At 64.0% G+C, this 15,771-nt stretch carries 15 protein-coding genes; 9 read left to right on the top strand and 6 right to left on the bottom strand.

Annotation, left to right across the window (positions count from 1 at the left end):
* Nucleotides 1-128: 128 nt before the first annotated feature.
* Nucleotides 129-521 carry a GFA family protein gene (locus G7077_RS11105; RefSeq protein WP_166411760.1) on the bottom strand — a complete coding sequence of 131 codons (393 nt, stop codon included), beginning with the start codon at nt 519-521 and terminating at the stop codon, nt 129-131.
* Between the two features lie 102 nt (nt 522-623).
* On the opposite strand from G7077_RS11105, the gene G7077_RS11100 reads away from it, so the two are divergent.
* The gene (locus G7077_RS11100) at nt 624-2,909 is read left to right on the top strand and encodes an ATP-dependent helicase (RefSeq protein WP_166411759.1); all 2,286 of its coding nucleotides are present in this window, start codon (nt 624-626) and stop codon (nt 2,907-2,909) included.
* 208 nt (nt 2,910-3,117) lie between these two features.
* Nucleotides 3,118-3,495, top strand: coding sequence for a hypothetical protein (locus G7077_RS11095; RefSeq protein WP_166411758.1), 378 nt, complete (start codon nt 3,118-3,120; stop codon nt 3,493-3,495).
* 146 nt (nt 3,496-3,641) lie between these two features.
* On the opposite strand, the gene G7077_RS11090 is transcribed toward G7077_RS11095, so the two are convergent.
* From G7077_RS11090 to G7077_RS11080, 3 genes are all read right to left on the bottom strand, one after another.
* Entirely contained in the window at nt 3,642-4,721 is a 1,080-nt protein-coding gene (locus tag G7077_RS11090; protein ID WP_166411757.1) for a hypothetical protein, read from the bottom strand.
* Between the two features lie 152 nt (nt 4,722-4,873).
* Nucleotides 4,874-5,578, bottom strand: a complete 705-nt coding sequence (locus tag G7077_RS11085; protein WP_166411756.1) for an HAD family hydrolase — start codon at nt 5,576-5,578, stop codon at nt 4,874-4,876.
* Nucleotides 5,575-5,997, bottom strand: coding sequence for a GFA family protein (locus G7077_RS11080; RefSeq protein WP_166411755.1), 423 nt, complete (start codon nt 5,995-5,997; stop codon nt 5,575-5,577). Before G7077_RS11080 ends, G7077_RS11085 begins: the two co-directional genes overlap by 4 nt.
* Before the next feature lie 141 nt (nt 5,998-6,138).
* Here G7077_RS11080 and G7077_RS11075 point away from each other — a divergent pair, with 141 nt between their 5' ends.
* Nucleotides 6,139-6,861 carry an arylesterase gene (locus G7077_RS11075; RefSeq protein ID WP_246167156.1) on the top strand — a complete coding sequence of 241 codons (723 nt, stop codon included), beginning with the start codon at nt 6,139-6,141 and terminating at the stop codon, nt 6,859-6,861.
* 74 nt (nt 6,862-6,935) lie between these two features.
* The gene (locus G7077_RS11070; RefSeq protein ID WP_246167155.1) at nt 6,936-7,961 is read left to right on the top strand and encodes a sensor histidine kinase; all 1,026 of its coding nucleotides are present in this window, start codon (nt 6,936-6,938) and stop codon (nt 7,959-7,961) included.
* Nucleotides 7,962-7,973: 12 nt separating this feature from the next.
* Here the strand turns inward: G7077_RS11070 and G7077_RS11065 are convergent, their stop codons facing one another.
* Nucleotides 7,974-8,378 carry a response regulator gene (locus G7077_RS11065; protein ID WP_166411754.1) on the bottom strand — a complete coding sequence of 135 codons (405 nt, stop codon included), beginning with the start codon at nt 8,376-8,378 and terminating at the stop codon, nt 7,974-7,976.
* Nucleotides 8,379-8,533: 155 nt separating this feature from the next.
* On the opposite strand from G7077_RS11065, the gene G7077_RS11060 reads away from it, so the two are divergent.
* The 3 genes from G7077_RS11060 to G7077_RS11050 all read left to right on the top strand — a co-directional run bounded on the left by G7077_RS11060 (nt 8,534) and on the right by G7077_RS11050 (nt 10,943).
* A complete protein-coding gene (locus tag G7077_RS11060; RefSeq protein ID WP_166411753.1) occupies nt 8,534-9,250 on the top strand; it encodes a DUF72 domain-containing protein in 717 nt (238 codons plus the stop codon).
* A gap of 51 nt (nt 9,251-9,301) precedes the next feature.
* Nucleotides 9,302-10,294, top strand: coding sequence for a serine O-acetyltransferase EpsC (gene epsC, locus G7077_RS11055; protein WP_166411752.1), 993 nt, complete (start codon nt 9,302-9,304; stop codon nt 10,292-10,294).
* A 103-nt stretch (nt 10,295-10,397) separates the two neighbouring features.
* The gene (locus G7077_RS11050; RefSeq protein WP_166411751.1) at nt 10,398-10,943 is read left to right on the top strand and encodes a general stress protein; all 546 of its coding nucleotides are present in this window, start codon (nt 10,398-10,400) and stop codon (nt 10,941-10,943) included.
* A gap of 41 nt (nt 10,944-10,984) precedes the next feature.
* On the opposite strand, the gene G7077_RS11045 is transcribed toward G7077_RS11050, so the two are convergent.
* Complete coding sequence (locus tag G7077_RS11045) at nt 10,985-11,284, bottom strand: hypothetical protein (RefSeq protein ID WP_166411750.1); 300 nt, start codon at nt 11,282-11,284, stop codon at nt 10,985-10,987.
* Nucleotides 11,285-11,593: 309 nt separating this feature from the next.
* On the opposite strand from G7077_RS11045, the gene rpoB reads away from it, so the two are divergent.
* Both rpoB and G7077_RS14575 read left to right on the top strand, forming a co-directional pair.
* Complete coding sequence (gene rpoB / locus G7077_RS11040) at nt 11,594-14,509, top strand: DNA-directed RNA polymerase subunit beta (protein WP_425505279.1); 2,916 nt, start codon at nt 11,594-11,596, stop codon at nt 14,507-14,509.
* Nucleotides 14,510-14,571: 62 nt separating this feature from the next.
* Nucleotides 14,572-15,759 (top strand): DNA-directed RNA polymerase subunit beta, encoded by a 1,188-nt coding sequence (locus G7077_RS14575; protein WP_425505323.1) that lies wholly within the window; start codon nt 14,572-14,574, stop codon nt 15,757-15,759.
* Nucleotides 15,760-15,771: the final 12 nt, after the last annotated feature.

Raw genomic sequence — 15,771 nt, 5'->3', positions numbered from 1 at the left:
TCCGTCCCGATCACCCATTCCTTATGAACCTCGCCACGAGTCGCTCAAAGCAAGAAATGTTAGTTTTGACCTGTGGATAACGGGGATATCGGGCATGAAGCCTTCGCACCCGCAACAATGGTGCTGACTCACGCTGAATAACGTTCGAACGCCACCATCTCGTTGAGCTGCTTGACCCAGTCGATCCGCTCCGCTGTCTGGATCTGCGCCGTCGGGACGATCGCGTCGGGATTGTCGAGAGTCGCGATCTGAACGTCCGTCTGGTTGGGGAAGATGACCGGGTTCAGGTAGAATAGCCCCGTCCCGCAATTGGGGCAGAATTGCCGGCGCCCGTCCGCCGACGATTCATAGGTCTTGAGTTCGCCTTCGATCAGGAGGTCGCTGCTCTGCACCAGCGCCCAGCCGACGAACGGCGCGCCTGAATGGCGGCGGCAGTCCTCGCAGTGGCAGATGGCCTGGTGAATCGCCTCTTCCGGCATCTGATACTTCACCTGCCCGCAATGGCATCGTCCGGTCAGCATCTCTAAGGTCCCCTTTTGTTCTTGGGCGCACCCTGCCATAGTCGTCCTACTTTCTCCAGCCTGATGATTGCGGTCCGGTGACACCCCGCCTACCTCCCACCCGTGCCTGAAGCCCCTGCCCTGACCGACGAGCCCACCTTCCTGACGGGCCTTAACCCGCCGCAGCGGGAGGCGGTGCTGACCACCGAAGGCCCGGTGCTGGTGCTGGCCGGGGCGGGTACCGGCAAAACGTCGGCGCTGACCGCTCGCCTCGCCTATCTGATCGCCAGCCGGCGCGCCTGGCCCAGCCAGATTCTCGCCGTCACCTTCACCAACAAAGCGGCGCGCGAGATGAAGGAGCGCATCGCTCACATTTCGGGCGGCGCAGTCGAGGGCATGCCCTGGCTCGGCACCTTCCACTCGGTCGCGGCGCGCATGCTTCGGAGCCATGCCGAGCTGGTCGGGCTGCAGAGCAATTTCACCATCCTCGACACCGACGACCAACTGCGCGTCCTCAAGCAGTTGATCGCTGCCGCCAACCTTGACGAGAAGCGCTGGCCCGCCCGCCAGCTTGCCGGCCTGATCGACCGCTGGAAGAACCGCGGCTGGACCCCCAAGCAGATCGATGCCGCCGAAAGCGAAGCCTACGCCAACGGTCGCGGCGCCGACCTCTACGCGCAATATCAGGAGCGGCTGCGGACGCTGAACGCCTGTGACTTCGGCGACCTGCTGCTGCACATGCTGACCATCTTCCGCGAGCATGCGGACGTGCTGGAAGGCTACCGCGACCGCTTCCGCTACATCCTGGTCGACGAATATCAGGACACCAACAGCGGCCAATATGAATGGCTACGGCTGCTGGCGGAGCCGCGCCGCAACATCTGCTGCGTCGGCGACGACGACCAGTCGATCTACTCGTGGCGCGGGGCGGAGGTCGCCAACATCCTGCGATTCGAAAAGGATTTCCCCGGCGCCACGGTGATCCGGCTGGAGCAGAACTACCGCTCCACCGGCCACATCCTCGCCGCGGCTGACGGCCTTATCGCGCATAACAGCGGGCGCCTCGGCAAGACGCTGTGGACCGATGCCGGCGAGGGCGACAAGGTCAAGGTGATCGGGGTCTGGGACGGACCCGAGGAAGCGCGCCGCGTCGGCGAGGACATCGAGAGCCTTCAGCGCCGCGGCACCTCGCTCGACGAAACCGCCATCCTGGTCCGCGCCCAGTTCCAGACCCGCGAGTTCGAAGAGCGGTTCATCGCCATCGGCCTGCCCTACCAGATCGTCGGCGGCTTTCGCTTCTACGAGCGCGCCGAGATCCGCGACGCCCTCGCCTACCTCCGCCTGATCGCCCAGCCCGCCGACGACCTCGCCTTCGAACGGATCGTCAACACGCCGAAGCGCGGCCTGGGCGACAAGGCTGTTGCGCGCATCCACACCTATGCGAGAGCCTCGCAGCAGCCCCTGCTGATGGCCGCTGCCCAGATGCTCGACAGCGACGAGCTCACACCCCAGGCGCGCCGAAGCCTTGGCCGCTTCGTCGGCGACATCGCCCGTTGGCGTGAGATGGCGTCCAACCTGCCGCACCCGGAACTGGCCCGAATTCTGCTCGATGAGAGCGGCTACACCGCCATGCTGCAGGCGGAGAAGTCGGCGGAAAATGCCGGTCGCCTCGAGAACCTCGCGGAGCTTGCCCGGGCGATGGAGGAGTATGAGACCCTTTCCTCCTTCCTCGAGCATGTCAGCCTGGTGATGGACAATGACGAGGCTCGGGGCGAGCCCAAGACCACCATCATGACCGTGCACGCCGCCAAGGGGCTGGAGTTCGCGCACGTCTTCCTGCCCGGCTGGGAAGAAGGCGTGTTCCCGTCGCAGCGGGCGATGGACGAAGGCGGTCTGGCCTCCCTCGAGGAAGAACGCCGTTTGGCTTACGTCGCGATCACCCGCGCCCGCGAGCGTTGCACCATCATCCACGCCGCCAACCGCCGCATCTACGGCCAGTGGACCTCCAGCATTCCCAGCCGTTTCGTCGGCGAGCTGCCCAAGGCCCATATCGACGAGGAAACCACCATGACCGGCGGCGCCAGCCTGTGGCGGGCCCAGTTCAGCGAGCGCGGCGATCCCTTCGCCCACCTCGCGAGCGGCGCCGCTCACCGAGCCAGCACCCGCGGCCCCGGCTGGCAGCGCGCCAGCGGCAACTTCAACGCCCAGCCCCAACGTGTGATCGAAGCCCGCGCATCTGCGGTGAGCCTCGGCAACCAGGGCCGAACCGACCTCGCGCTCGGCCAGCGCGTGTTCCACGGCAAGTTCGGCTACGGCACCATCGTCGCCCAGGAAGGCAACAAGCTGGAAATTGACTTCGAACATGCCGGCATGAAAAAGGTGCTCGACAGCTTCGTCAGCGCGGGCTGACGAACGTCCGCTTACGATCCATTGCGGGCGTTTAGCAGGGTCTGCATTCCGCCAAAGCGGGCACTCAAACGGCTACTAGCTTACGCCCCTTTTCAGCTAGATCGACCACGACTTGCTGTTGTTGTGCGTTCATGTAATCCTGCGCTTTGCTCGGCGTTTGGTCTCCACGTTCCGGTGCTTTGTGCCCGGACTTCCGAGGAGTGTTTCGATGAGAAGCTTTGCAGTTGCCTTCGCCGCCTTGGCCGGCATCGCTGGCCCCGCTGCCGCACAAGAATATTATGCGCCGCCCGCGATAGGCGGGCCGGTCTTACCCTCGGGAATGGGCAGCATCCTTGAGGCGAGAGGCTGGTCTTTCCCAAGCGGGCCGTTCGAACGCGTCAAGTTGGACGCCGGCACCGCCATCGGTCGCTGCGCGATCGCCGTGTCTGCCCAGGCCGGCAACCAGGTGACCGCGATCAACAACGTCCGGTACAGTCGAAACGGCCTGCGCGTCACCGGTGCGGTAGACAGTGACCAGACCTTCCGCTGCAACGTGGATGATCTCGGCCGGGTGACCAGCGTCAGCTTCAAACCCAACCGCGCTTAACGAGCTGGTAGGACAAGAGCGCGGGCAACGGGCTCGCGGACGTCCCATGGTCGATTGATGCAATCGGTCGCCGATGCCGTGTGTCCGCTTTGCACCGAAGGCGGACATTCTTCACCGTTACGGCTGGCCGGTCTGGCGCGGTCGAATCAAAGCACCCAAGCGCCAAATGCAAGGCACAGAAGTGCATTGGCCGTTGCCATCGTGAAGTCGTCGGTGCCGCGCGGTGAGTAGAGCTCCACCAGGCAGTTCGACAGTGCGATCACCACCGCAAGACCGATCCATGGTCCAAGCATCAGGCCATTGGCGCCGATCAGGGCCAGATTGACGGCGAGCGCGCCGGCGAAACCGGCGACCACGCCGACCACAGACTTCCGGTTGACGTCGCCGACGCCCCAAACCTTGATGCTTTGCCTGCCGAACAGAGATCCGAAGATCTCGGCGAAGGCGTCCGTTGTGATGTAGGACAGCCAGATCAGGCCAAAGACGACGGCGAACTGCTCGCGCGGGTATACGGCCGCGAGCTGCAAGCTCAGCGGGACCAAGATGAACTTAAAGGCTGTCCACAAGGTGGTGATCAGCAGACAGTTGGCGCGTCCGAGGTAACCGTCCATGACGCGTGTCTGGGGACCGTAGAAGATCGCGCCGACCCAGCCGTTCACATGGAAGAGCCCTAGAAAGATCCAGCTGCCGACAACGCCTTCAAACAGGTTGTTGGTGGCAAAGGCGGTGGCGAAGTCCGGCTTCGGGTTCTTTAGAACCTCGGTGTAGAGGAAATAGAGACCTGCGAAGGCCAGGAGGGCGAAGCGGCCACGCCGACCGACCATGTCGGCGATGCGGATCTTCCGCTCCGAATATTTCGACGTCAGGACTCCGACGTCGTAGGGCCGATCCATCCGCGACGAGAAAGCGTCACGCCGTTCCGCCTTGTCGAAGCCGACCCATCGCAGCAGCACCGACTTGATGCCCCACCAGAACAGGCCCGGTAGGACGTAGAAGCCGACCACCGTGACGCCGATGTTCAGCAAGGCCGCCCGGGTGATGCGATATTCGGCGAAGAAGAACCGGCTGTCCGTTGCCCAAGACACCAGCCAGAAAACAGTGAGAGCGGTATTGAAGATCAAGGCGCCACGAAAGATGCGCCGGGCCGTGACTGCGCGAGGATCATCGCCGACCGGCTTTGCCCGCGCCGCCTGCTCGTCCGCAGTGACTTCGAAGGTTTGACTCATAGTGCCCCCCATCACCGCCCCCGGTGTACAGGATACAACAGATGTCAGACCCATATCGGGTGCGCAACGTCCTTAACGTGATCACAACAGCGCCAGGCGCGGTGTGCATTGCTGAGTGAGGCCGCTTTGACCCCGTTGCGAACGCTCCGAAGTTAAGCCGCTAGCCCGATCTCATCGATCCAGGCCGGCAGATCCGCCAAGGAGCCCAGCCGCTTGTAACGCCGGTGCCCCACCGGCTCCTCCGCATGCTCATGGCTCCATTGCAGGTCGTGGGGTACGAACGCCGCCCACGCGCCTGCCTCCAGTGCGGGCAGCACGTCGGAGCGGAGAGAGTCACCAGCCATCACCGCCTCTTCGGGTCGAACGCCCTGCCGCTCGAACAGTCGCTCGAACGTTGCCGCCTTCTTGTCGCTGACGATCTCGATGGTAGCGAAGAGATCGCCGAGCCCCGAGGCTGCCAGCTTGCTTTCCTGGTGAAGCAGGTCGCCTTTGGTGACGAGCGCCAGCCGACCGCGCTGCGCAAGCGACTCCAGCGTCTGCTGGATGTCGCCGAGCAGTTCCACCGGATGCGCCAGCAATTGCCTTCCAGCGTGGAGGATGTCCCTGATCAGCTGCGGGGGAAGCCGGTCGCCGCCGACCTCCAGCGCAGTCTCGATCATCGACAAGGTGAAACCTTTGGCACCATAGCCGTAGAGTTTGAGGTTCCGCTCCTCGCAGCGCGCCAGCCGATCCCGGGCAATGTCCGCTTCAGCGAACGGCCGAAGCATGGTGAACAGGCTTTCCTCAGCCGCGTTGAAGTGCCTCATATTGTGCCAAAGCGTGTCGTCGGCATCGAGGCAGATGAGCTTGATGGTCATGGCCGGGCTTGACCCGAGGAGGTACGCGGTCCCGGCCATTCGGGTCGCGCGTCCGGGTCTTCGACGGTCATGTTTTCGCCTTCTGTGGCGCGGCGGGGAACGCTGACCGGGTCGAAGCCGGCAAGGGTGAAGATGTTGACTCCGAAATGGTCGGGCGCGGCGCGCTTGCGGTGGAAGACGTAAATGCCGCAGCGGCTGCAGAAATAGTGCCGCGCCACCTTGGTGTTCCAGCGATACTCGGTGAGCAGATCCTCACCTTGAGTGAGCGTCAGCGACGCTTCCGGAACCTTGGCCATCAGCGCGTTCCGGGCCACGCACAGCGAGCAGTCGCAGGTGGTGAGTTCGTCGATGGTCCACGCCACCACGAACCGGACCGCGCCGCAGTGGCATGATCCCTGGTGAACGTCAGCTTGGTTCATGCAAGGCTGCTTAGGTCGCCGCCGGCAGGTTGAGAAGGCCGGACGCCCGTCCCGGCGACTGATAACGGGCGCACGGCCCGGTGGTCACTTCGATACGGCAGAATGTCTTCACTTTCGGCCGGCACTCACCACATTCCGTAAGTGACTGACGGAAAACATTATTTCACGCCGCTGATCGCCCCTCTCGCACTTTCCTGTTCGCAGCAGGATAGCGGCGCGACGGCCGCCATGGGTAACGGCCCAACGGCCGCGAGCGAGATTGCCGCTCCTCGGCAGCCGCCGCTGGTGCTTGCATTCGGCGACAGCCTTTATGCAGGTTACGGCGTGCCGGCGGCGCGAAGCTTCCCTGCCGCGCTTCAGCAGGCGCTTGCCGCCCGTGGCTTGACCGCCGAGGTGATCAACGCCGGCGTATCGGGTGAGACCACGTCAGGAGGGCTCCGCCGCCTGGGCCCGACCCTCGCCCGACTGAAGCGCACGCCGGACCTCGTCCTTCTCGGCCTCGGCGCGAACGACGTGTTCCAGCTGTTCGATCCGGCGGTCACCCGGCGCAATCTGGAGACGATGATCATCGAACTGAAGCGCCGGGGAATTCCCGTCATGCTGACCGGGATCACCGCGCCTCAAGGCTTTCAGCATCCCTATTTCACGCGCTTCGAAGTGGTCTTCGCCGACCTTGCCCGGCTTCACGATGTCGCCTTTGAGCCTTCCTTCCTCGCTGGAGTCAGCACGGACCGGGCCATGCTCCTCCCCGACGGCATCCACCCGAATGCTGCCGGTATCGCCCGCATGGCGGACAGGGTCGCACCGCAAGTCGCTGCCATGATCGAGCAGGAAGGCACCAGCGTCTCGACGCTTCCCCGTTAGAGGTGGGTTAGCCAACATTTGCGTCCTGGCTTGAGGGGTGCCAAGTGCGGGTCGGATCCGCGCAAGGCAAGCTGTTGACCGAAAAACGATTATCCGACCTGCTCGCCCGGCCAAACGCCCTGCGCGAATTGGACTTTCAATTCACCATGATCGCGGATGCGATGCCGCAGATCGTCTGGTCGACCCTGCCCGACGGCTTCCACGATTATTACAACCGGCAATGGTATGAGTTCACCGGCGTGGCGGACAGTTCGACGGACGGCGAAGGCTGGAACAACATGTTCCACCCCGACGACCAACCGCTCGCCTGGGAGCGGTGGCGGCACAGTATGTCGACCGGTGAGCCTTACGAGATTGAATATCGCCTTCGCCACCGAAGCGGTGAGTATCGCTGGGTGCTTGGGCGGGCAGCGGCGCTGCGGAACGATGCCGGCGAGATCGTCCGCTGGATCGGCACCTGCACCGACATCGATGAAGGCAAGCGCCAAGCCGAGGAAAATGAGGTCCTCAGCCGCGAGCTCAGCCACCGCATCAAGAATATTTTCGCCGTCATCGGCGGCCTGATCGGCCTGTCTTCGCGCAACCATCCCGAAGCCGGCAGCTTCGCCAGCGAGCTTCGCGAAAGGATTGCCGCGCTCGGCCGCGCCCATGAATATGCACGACCGCACAGCGAGATATCGCGAACGTTGGTCGGCGAGTCATCGCTTCAGGGGCTGATGATCGAGATCTTCAAGCCTTATCTCCGCAACGGTGAGCAGGCCATCACCGTCGACGGTGACGAGGTGCAGATCGATGATCGCGGTGCGACCCCGATGGCGCTGATCATGCACGAGCTTGCAACCAACTCCGCGAAATATGGCGCGCTATCCACCGACAACGGCCGGGTCCGGGTGGCGATCGCCCTGGCTGACGGCGAGCTGGTGATCCGCTGGGCCGAGCGCGGTGGCCCGCCGATTTCGGGTCCGCCGCAGCGTCACGGGTTCGGATCGCGGCTGGTTGACCTCAGCGTCCACCAAATGGGCGGGCGCCTGGACCGTGAGTGGAATGCGCAGGGCCTCGATGCCGTACTGACGGTGAAGCCCGAACATCTCCACCGCTAGAGTGAGACAGGGTTAAGCGAACAACCGAAGCGAGGGCGGCGGCGTCACGGCACGATCGCCGGCGCGGACGCGCAGCGCATAATCGACGGCACTGCGCACCGTGGCTTCGTCCGTCGGCTTGGTCAGCACGCCCACCGCCCCGGCAATACCGTCGCCCAGGATTCGCGGATTGGCGGTTATGAACAACACGCTCACCCCTTTTGCGCACAGCGACTTGCCGATTTCCGGCCCCGTCAGGCCATCGCGCAAGTTGAGGTCGACAAGGGCAAGGTCGAGCGGCTCTTCGGCCAGTTCAACCGCGGACTGAAGGTCGGGCGCAATGCCGACGGGACGGTAGCCGAGCCCCTCCAATATGGCTTCCAGCTCCATCGCGACGAGCATTTCGTCTTCAACAATCAGGATATTTGCGGCGTCCATGATCCCAGTCGGCAGTTGTCACTTTTGTTATACCGGCGAACTCTTGTTGTGAGGCATCGTTCCCCAGAACGGGACGAACTGCCGATTCATCAACTGGCTCCGCAGACAGGTTTTGCGCGTGGGCACTGTCGGGAAGCAACGGCGTTTCACGCTTCGTGAAGGTCAACATCGGCACAGCGGGTTGGAGCATTCCAGCCGTAAGCGCGGAGCATTTCGCAAGCGAAGGCACCGCCCTTGAGCGATATGCGGCCCGCTTCCCGGTCACCGAGATCAACAGCAGCTTTCACCGGCCCCATCGGCTGTCGACATGGGAGCGATGGCGGGACAGCGTTCCCGATGACTTCCGGTTTTCCGTGAAGATCCCGAAGACGATCACCCATCAGGCAAAACTGGTAAACTGCGCCGACCTGCTTACCGACTTCCTGCCGCAGGCCGAGGCGCTTGGGTCGAAACTCGCGGTACTCCTGGTGCAACTACCACCCAAGCTGGCGTTCGATGCGGCGATCGCAGCACCATTCTTCAAGCTGCTGCGGAGCCGCACCGCCGCGGCCCTGGTCTGCGAGCCGCGGCACCCGAGCTGGTTCGAAGCCGATGCGGAGGCACTATTGGCCGAGGAGCGCGTCGCCCGAGTGGCCGCCGATCCGGCGATTTGCGAAACCGCGTCCCGGCCGGGCGGATGGCGCGAACTGGCGTACTGGCGGCTTCACGGCTCGCCGGTCATCTACCGGTCGAGCTATGCTGATCGGCTCGGTGATATCGCCCGCTCGATCAGGGCCGAAGAAGCGCCGGAGGCCTGGTGTATTTTCGACAATACCGCCTCTTCAGCGGCAACCGGCGATGCATTGTCCCTTATGGACGCATGCCAGGAATAGTACCCTAGTTACGGACTAGACATTGTAGCTTGTCCAGCGTATCGCCGGTGCATGGCTACGCAGATCGACATTGGCGAGTTCGACGAGTACGGTAACGCCTCGTCTGGTGCACGCGCGCTGGAGAACAGCATCTATGGCACCGCCGAGGCGCTCCGCTCCCTGCGCGATGCGAATCGCCGGGCCGTGCGCCCGGAATCGCGGGTCGCCTTTCCCCGGCGCGACAATGTCCGGATTGCGATCGAACATGTGGTCCGTGCGCTGTTCCCGCGTCGGCTCGGCGGGCTTCACGACAGCATCGCCGATGAAGACGCTTTCGTGTTTCGGGAACTTGAAGCCGGTCTGTCCTTCCTGACCGGAGAGATTGCGTCGGAGACCCGTTATTGGGAGGCGCAGGCGACCGCATCGTTCGAGCCTGGCAGGGCCGAGGAACTTGCCCGATTCTTCTGCGAGACGCTGCCGCGGGTGCGGGAGCTGGTCGACAGCGACATTGACGCCGCCTTCCTCGGCGATCCGTCGGTGCGCACCATCGAGGAAATCCTCGTCAGCTATCCGGGCGCCCACGCCATCCTCTACCACCGGCTGGCGCACGAGCTGCACAAGCTCGGCGCACCGATCGTCGCCCGAATGATCTCCGAAGATGCCCATGCCCGGACCGGAGTCGACATCCACCCTGGCGCCACTGTCGGGCCGAGCTTCTTCATCGATCACGGCACCGGAGTCGTGATTGGCGAAACCTGCGTGATCGGCGCGCGAGTGCGGCTTTACCAGCAGGTTACGCTGGGCGCTCGGGCGCCGCATGGACTCTCCGCCCGCCGCCCGCTCACCCATTATGCTCGCCACCCGGTGGTGGAGGACGATGTGGTGATCTACGCCGGCGCCACCATCCTCGGGCGGGTGACCATTGGCGCTCGGGCGATCATCGGTGGCAACTCCTGGGTACTCGACGATGTGCCTGCCGGCGCCATCGTCAGTCAGCCTCGCGCCACGACGGTCACCGGGCTCGAGGCGGAGCGGGAGCGGCAGCGCCTGTTCGGCGGCAACTGAGCAATCGATCAACGGTTGGTCGAAACGGCGAAGCGAGGAACAGCGGACCTTCCCCCCTGTTGAGCATGCGGGACCACTTCCCTCATCATACAGGAGTAATTGCATGAGCGACCGTATCGCATCCGCCGTGTTCGACAGCCGCGACGAAGCGCAGCGCGCCATTGAGGAACTTCGCTCCGCCGGCGTCGACGAGAGCGCCATTTCCGTGGTTGGACAGCAGGGCGAGGAATCGTCCGAGCATGTCGGTGACGGTGAGGATGATAGCGCCGGCGAAAAGACTGGAAGCTTCATCAGCAAGACGGCAGCCGGCGCGGGCGTCGGCGCATTGCTCGGCGTTGCAGCGCTCGCAATTCCCGGCGTTGGGCCGCTGGCCGCGGCAGGCGCCATTGCCTCATCCGCAATCCCGGGTGCAGCGCTGACCGGAACCGCGATTGGTGCGGCTGCCGGCGGCGTCGGCAGTTTGCTGACGGATCACGGAGTCAGCGACGAGGACGCGAGCTATTACGAAGAGCATATCAACCGCGGCGGCATCTTCGTGTCCGTTGATACGGACCGCGCCGGCGTTGGTGCCGAGACGGCGCGGGACATTATCTATCGCGCCGGTGGTCACAGCTCGAGCCGCACGCGCGAAACTGCCACTACCTACTAAGCACTGGAGGGGCTGCGGCGCGCCCGCAGCCCCTCTTTCACTTATTGACCGTTTACATTCACCTTGTCGGGCGGCTGCGTGCCGTCCTTGCGGTTGGGGCTGCCGGGAAGGTTGGGGCGCGCCTGGACGGTTGAGTCCACCGCAACATCGTTGCCTGCAAGCTGAGCATTGCCCGCCTGTTCGAGCGCCTGCTGCGGGTCGGCGCCGTTCTCCGCCGAATTTTCAAGGACGGCGGCGGCCGCGGGATCGGACTGGTTGGCTGCTTCCTTTAGTTGATCTTCGTTGGACTTGCCGCAGGCGGCGAGCAGGAGCAGGGCTGCGATAGGGAAAGCGCGGGTCATTGGTCCTCCTGAAGCGCTGGAGGGTCATCAACCGGCGCGGGCGGCATTTGTTGCCGCAAGAATGCGCCCCACCCCTTTTCATCCGTCACGATTTCGCTATATGGGACCCATCCACACATAAACGGCTCCGCCGCACCCATTGGTGCGCCCGGGGCTTTTCCCGTCCTTCCCGGGACAGGGCCCGAACCAGCGCACGGGCTCCACGCATTGGGAAGGAGGAACGGGACCAAGCGCCCCACATCATTCCCGGTACCGCCGGGACTCACCTGACGCCGGACCTGTCCGGCGGTCAGCAGCGCAGGGAATATCATGGCGACCAAAGCGATCGACGCACCGGCCACGACACTCGGCCGTTCCAAGACCTCGCGGCGCATCCGCAAGATCTTCGGTAACATCCACGAGATCAGCGAGATGCCGAACCTCATCGAGGTTCAGCGCGAAAGCTACGAGCAGTTCCTGCGTTCCGATCCCTCGACCGGCTATGTCTCCGGTCTCGAGAAGACGCTTCGCTCGGTGTTCCCGATCCAGGATTTCGCCGGCACCGCGCACCTCGACTTCGACCGCTATGAGCTGGAAGATCCCAAGTTCGACACGGACGAGTGCCGTCAGCGCGGGCTGACCTATGCCGCGCCGATGCGCGTCACGCTGCGCCTCACCAGCTTCGAGATTGACCCCGAGACGGAAGCCCGCTCGGTCATCGATATCAAGGAGCAGGACGTCTACATGGGCGACATGCCGCTCATGACGCAGAACGGCACCTTCATCGTCAACGGCACCGAGCGCGTGATCGTCAGCCAGATGCACCGCTCGCCGGGCGTTCTGTTCGACCATGACCGCGGCAAGACCCATGCGTCGGGCAAGTATCTCTTCGCCGCCCGCGTGATCCCGTATCGCGGTTCGTGGCTCGACTTCGAGTTCGACGCCAAGGACATCGTCAACGTCCGCATCGACCGCAAGCGCAAGCTGCCGGTCACCGCCCTCCTCCATGCGCTGGGCCTCACCAGCGAGGAAATCCTGAACCAGTTCTACGGCCGCGTGACCTATGTGCGCGGTGCCAACGGCTGGCAGATCCCCTATGTCGCCGAGCAATGGCGCGGTCAAAAGCCGATGTACGACGTCGCCAATGCCGATACCGGCGAGGTGGTGTTCAAGTCGGGCGAGAAGATCACCCCGCGTCGTGCCAATCAGGCCGGCAAGGACGGTCTCGCCAATCTCATCATCCCGACCGAGGAAATCTTCGGCCGCTATTCGGCTTACGACCTCATCAACGAGAGCACGGGTGAGATTTACATCGAGGCGGGTGACGAGGTCACCGCCGAGAATCTAGAGAAGCTGGACAAGGCCGGCGTCGGCACGCTCGAGCTGCTGGACATCGACTTCGTCAACACTGGTCCCTGGATCCGCAACACGCTGAAGGCCGACAAGGCCGAGGACGGCGACCAGGCGCTGGCCGACATTTACCGCGTCATGCGCCCCGGCGAGCCGCCGACGCGCGAGACCGCGGACGCATTGTTCTACGGCCTGTTCTTCGATCCGGAACGCTACGACCTGTCAGCCGTCGGCCGCGTGAAGCTCAACATGCGCCTTGGCCTCGACGCCGAGGACACGGTCACCACCCTGCGCCGCGAGGACATCATCGCGGTTGTCCAGGAACTGGTGAACCTCAAGGACGGCAAGGGCGACATCGACGACATCGACAACCTTGCGAACCGCCGTGTCCGCTCGGTCGGCGAATTGCTTGAGAACCAGTATCGCGTCGGCCTCCTGCGCATGGAGCGTGCGGTCAAGGAGCGGATGAGCAGCGTCGACGTGTCGACGGTCATGCCGAACGACCTCATCAACGCCAAGCCGGCGGTGGCCGCGGTGCGCGAATTCTTCGGCTCGTCGCAGCTGTCGCAGTTCATGGACCAGACCAACCCGCTGTCCGAAGTCACCCACAAGCGCCGCGTCTCGGCGCTCGGGCCGGGTGGTTTGACCCGTGAGCGCGCGGGCTTTGAGGTTCGCGACGTTCACCCGACCCACTATGGCCGCATCTGCCCGATCGAGACTCCGGAAGGCCCGAACATCGGCCTCATCAACTCGCTCGCCAGCTTCAGCCGGGTCAACAAGTATGGCTTCATCGAGACGCCCTACCGCCGCGTGGTCGACAACAAGGTCACCGACGAGGTCGTCTATCTGTCCGCGATGGAGGAGGCCAAGCACACGATCGCGCAGGCGAACGCTGAGCTGAACGACGACCGCACCTTCTCGGAAGATCTGGTCTCGGCCCGCCGCGCCGGCGACTTCCTGATCGCGCCGCGCGAGCAGATCACGCTGATGGACGTCAGCCCCAAGCAGCTGGTGTCGGTTGCCGCCTCCCTCATTCCTTTCCTGGAGAATGACGACGCGAACCGCGCGCTGATGGGTTCGAATATGCAGCGCCAGGCCGTTCCCCTCCTGCAGGCGGATGCGCCGTTGGTCGGCACCGGCATGGAAGAAACGGTTGCGCGTGACTCGGGCGCGGCAATTGCCGCCAAGCGGTCGGGCATCGTCGACCAGGTCGACGCCAGCCGCATCGTGGTGCGCGCCACCGGTGATCTTCGTCCGGGCGAGTCCGGCGTCGACATCTACACGCTGATGAAGTTCCAGCGCTCCAACCAGTCGACCTGCATCAACCAGCGTCCGCTGGTGAAGGTGGGCGATGCGGTGGAAGCTGGCGACGTCATCGCCGACGGTCCTTCGACCCAGTTCGGCGAGCTTGCGCTCGGCCGCAACGTGCTCGTCGCCTTCATGCCGTGGAATGGCTACAACTACGAAGACTCCATCCTGATCTCGGAGCGGATCGTTAAGGACGACGTCTTCACCTCGATTCACATCGAGGAGTTCGAAGTCATGGCCCGCGACACCAAGCTCGGGCCGGAAGACATCACCCGCGATATCCCGAACGTCGGTGAGGAAGCGCTTCGCAACCTCGACGAGGCGGGCATCGTCTACATCGGTGCCGAGGTCGAGCCGGGCGACATTCTGGTCGGCAAGATCACGCCAAAGGGCGAAAGCCCGATGACGCCGGAAGAAAAGCTCCTCCGCGCCATCTTCGGTGAAAAGGCATCCGACGTCCGCGACACCTCGCTCCGCCTGCCCCGGGCGTTGCCGGAACGATCGTCGACGTGCGCGTCTTCAACCGTCACGGCATCGACATCGACGACCGTACCCGCGCCATCCAGGCCGAGGAGAAGGACCGGCTGAAGAAGGACGCGGACGACGAACGCGCCATCCTCAACCGCGCCACCTTCTCGCGTCTTCGTGAGATGCTGATCGGACAGGTCGCGACCGCGGCGCCGAAGACCATCAAGAAGGGTGCGACCCTCGACGATGCGGCGCTGGAAGCGACCGAGCGTCACGACTGGTGGAAGATCGCCGTCAAGGACGATGCCCGTCAGTCCGACCTTGAGGCCTTGAAGGCGCAGTATGACGAGGCGGTCAACGTCATCGTCAAGCGCTTCGAGGACCGCGTTCAGAAGGTCGAGGCGGGCGACGAACTGGCGCCGGGCGTGCTGAAGATGGTCAAGGTCTTCGTTGCCGTGAAGCGCAAGCTTCAGCCGGGCGACAAGATGGCCGGCCGTCACGGCAACAAGGGCGTCATCAGCCGCATCCTGCCGAACGAGGACATGCCGTTCCTTGAGGACGGAACCCCGGTCGACATCGTTCTGAACCCGCTTGGCGTGCCGAGCCGCATGAACGTCGGTCAGATCTTCGAGACCCATCTTGGCTGGGCCGCCCGCGGTCTCGGCAAGCAGATCCAGGAGATGCTCGACGGCATCCATGAGCGCGGGAAGGAACTGGTCGGCAAGGATGTCACCGGCGTTCGTACCAAGCTCAAGGAGATCTACGGCGAGGCCTACCACGGCGACATCGACGCCCGCGACGATGGTGCGGTGATGGAGCTTGCGTCCAACCTGACGGGCGGCATTCCGATGGGCACCCCGGTGTTCGACGGCGCCCGTGAGCCGGACGTTGCCGACATGCTGGAGCGCGCCGGTCTCGACCGGTCGGGCCAGGTCACCCTGTTCGACGGCCGCACCGGCGATCCGTTCGACCGCAAGGTGACGGTGGGCTACATCTACATGCTGAAGCTTCACCACCTGGTCGACGACAAGATCCACGCCCGGTCCATCGGCCCGTACAGCCTGGTCACCCAGCAGCCGCTGGGTGGTAAGGCGCAGTTCGGCGGACAGCGGTTCGGCGAAATGGAGGTGTGGGCGCTGCAGGCTTACGGCGCTGCCTACACGCTTCAGGAAATGCTGACCGTGAAGTCGGACGACGTGATCGGCCGTACCAAGGTCTACGAAGCGATCGTCAAGGGCGACGACACGTTCGAGGCAGGCATTCCGGAGAGCTTCAACGTGCTCGTGAAGGAAATGCGCAGCCTTGGCCTGAACGTCGAGCTCAACTCCATCGACGATGGGGAAGAGCCGACCGCCCTCGCCGCCGAATAATCAAGATACGTC

This window comes from Sphingomonas piscis, assembly GCF_011300455.1.
In the GTDB taxonomy this organism is placed as follows: Bacteria; Pseudomonadota; Alphaproteobacteria; order Sphingomonadales; family Sphingomonadaceae; genus Sphingomicrobium; species Sphingomicrobium piscis.
The sequence above is the reverse complement of the archived record's forward strand: the minus strand, read 5'-3'. Positions and strand labels throughout refer to the sequence as shown.